The 2,485-nt window shown below is 62.6% G+C and carries 3 protein-coding genes; all 3 read left to right on the top strand.

Translation table 11 applies throughout. From position 1 onward, the window contains the following. The first annotated feature begins 78 nt into the window (after positions 1-78). A complete protein-coding gene (tnpA, locus tag HK439_RS26215) occupies positions 79-516 on the top strand; it encodes an IS66-like element accessory protein TnpA (RefSeq protein WP_190294435.1) in 438 nt (145 codons plus the stop codon). After that, entirely contained in the window at positions 513-860 is a 348-nt protein-coding gene (tnpB, locus tag HK439_RS26210) for an IS66 family insertion sequence element accessory protein TnpB (RefSeq protein ID WP_190294434.1), read from the top strand. The genes tnpA and tnpB overlap by 4 nt, the downstream gene beginning before the upstream one ends. Before the next feature lie 45 nt (positions 861-905). Further along, positions 906-2,485: IS66 family transposase (gene tnpC / locus HK439_RS26205; RefSeq protein WP_190294433.1), on the top strand; the 1,580-nt coding region annotated here is incomplete at its 3' end.

The following is a 2,485-nucleotide window of genomic DNA, read 5'->3' as shown; positions in this document are numbered from 1 at the left end:
GTACCCCTCCGGTGAAGGCCGTCTTGCTGGCGTAGGCTGAAGACTGCCAGTCCTAGTGATAGCACTAGGAGTAGTCATATGACCAAGCAGCATATCGAGGTGATCACGTCGGTGGAGCGACGCCGGCGATGGTCGCAGGAAGACAAGGAGCGACTTGTAGCGGCATGCCTCGAACCGGGCGCAAGCGTGTCTGAGATTGCCCGGGCGGCGGGTTGCCACGTGAGCCAGTTATTTCGGTGGCGCAAGCAACTCTGCACGATCTCTGACGGCCGAACGGCTGCAGATCACGGGACACCCGCACCGACATCTTCACCTGAGTTTGTCCCGGTAACGATCTCCGATGCCGGGTCTTTGCCGGCCCCTAGTCAATCGCCGGAACCAACTCCGCCACCACGTTCGCGGCGTAAGCCGAGCGTTGTGACGATCGAGTTGGGCCGGGGTAAACGGGTTCGGGTCGACAGTGATATCGACACGGAAGCCCTGGGGCGTATTCTCGATCTTCTGGAGCGGCGATGATCCCGGTTCCGAGCGGCGTGAAGGTCTGGCTTGCGACGGGCCACACGGATATGCGCAGAGGATTTCCCGGGCTGTCGCTGATGGTTCAGGAGACACTGAGGCAGGATCCTATGAGCGGCCACCTGTTTGTCTTCCGCGGCCGGAGCGGAGGTTTGATCAAGGTGATTTGGCACGATGGACAAGGGGCCTGCCTGTTCACGAAGAAGCTGGAACGCGGCCGGTTCATCTGGCCATCGGCAGCGGACGGCACGGTGTCCATCACGCCGACCCAACTCGGCTACCTGCTGGAAGGCATCGATTGGCGGATGCCGCAAAAAACCTGGAAGCCGAGCTCGGCCGGATAGCGGAAAGCGCTGGCATGGCGGGAACGAATATGATTCCATCCCGCCATGCTCGATGTGGCCGATCACCTTCCCGACGACCTTGCCAGTGCGCATGCGATGATCCTCGCGGAGCGGGCAGCCCGCCGTGAAGCTGAGGCACTCGCTGCCCGTGCGCAGGCGGTGAACTCGCACTCGGAAGCCCTGATCGCCCGGCTGAAGCTGGAGATCGAGAAGCTCAAGCGGGAGATCCACGGACACCGCTCGGAGCGCAAGGCCCGCCTTCTGGAACAGTTGGAATTGCAGCTCGAAGAGCTGGAAGCCGATGCTGCCCAGGACGAGCAGGCGGCACAGGTCTCGGCACGATCATCGACCGTCAAAGCGTTTGAACGCAGGCGCCCGTCAAAGAAACCGTTTCCGGAGCATCTGCCGCGCGAACGTGTGGTTGTTGCCGCACCGGAGAACTGTCCATGCTGCGGATCCGCGAAGCTGGCAAAGCTCGGTGAGGATGTCACCGAGACGCTGGAAGTGATCCCGCGCCAGTGGAAGGTGATCCAGACCGTGCGGGAGAAGTTCACCTGCCGGGAGTGCGAGAAGATCACTCAGCCGCCGGCTCCGTTCCATGTGACGCCGCGCGGTTTTGCGGGTCCGAACCTCCTGGCAATGATCCTGTTCGAGAAGTTCGCGCAGCATCAACCGCTGAACCGGCAGAGCGAGCGTTATTCGCGCGAGGGCATCGATCTCAGCCTGTCGACGCTGGCCGACCAGGTCGGCGCCTGCGCGGCGGCACTCAAGCCGATCCATTTGCTGATCGAAGCGCATGTGCTGAGTGCCGAACGCCTGCACGGTGACGACACCACCGTACCGATCCTCGCCAAGGGCAAGACCGATACCGGCCGAATTTGGACCTATGTTCGTGACGATCGCCCGTTCGGCGGGCAATCTCCGCCGGCAGCCCTTTACTATGCTTCTCGCAACCGGCGCCAGGAACACCCCGAGTGCCATCTGAAGAGCTTTACCGGCATTCTGCAAGCTGACGCCTACAGCGGCTACAATCCACTGTTCAAGGTGGACCGTGATCCCGGTCCGCTGACCCAGGCGCTGTGCTGGTCACATGCGCGCCGCAAGTTCTTCGTGCTTGCCGACATCGCTGCCAACGCCAGGCGCAGGAAGAACGCCGCACCGATCTCACCGATTGCGCTGGAGGCGGTCACGCGCATTGATGCCCTGTTTGACATCGAGCGCGAGATCAACGGGCTCTCTGCCGGCGAACGCCTGGAGCGGCGGCGCAGGGACAGCGTTCCGCTTGCCGAAGGTCTTGAGGAATGGTTGCGGACCGAACGGGGCAAGCTGTCGCGCAGCTCCTCGGTTGCCGAGGCGATTGATTACATGCTCAAGCGTTGGGACGGCTTCACCACCTTCCTTCACGACGGCCGGATCTGCCTGACGAACAATGCCGCCGAACGGGCCTTGCGCGGCTTTGCCCTCGGCAGGAAGTCATGGCTGTTCGCCGGATCGGATCGCGGTGCCGACCGCGCCGCCTTTATGGTGACACTGCTCAACACGGCGAAGCTCAATGACGTCGACCCGCAAGCCTGGCTTGCCGATGTCCTGGCACGCATCGCCGAAACGCCCGTATCCCAGGTCGA

The sequence above is a fragment of the Roseibium aggregatum genome (assembly GCF_014692675.1).
Lineage (GTDB): Bacteria > Pseudomonadota > Alphaproteobacteria > Rhizobiales > Stappiaceae > Roseibium > Roseibium aggregatum_C.
Note: the sequence above shows the minus strand (reverse complement) of the source record. Positions and strands in the feature narration are given on the sequence as shown.

Coding starts and splice junctions, on each gene's coding strand:
- tnpA (WP_190294435.1), top strand. CDS start 79: ATGACCAAGCAGCATATCGAGGTGATCACGTCGGTGGAGCGACGCCGG.
- tnpB (WP_190294434.1), top strand. CDS start 513: ATGATCCCGGTTCCGAGCGGCGTGAAGGTCTGGCTTGCGACGGGCCAC.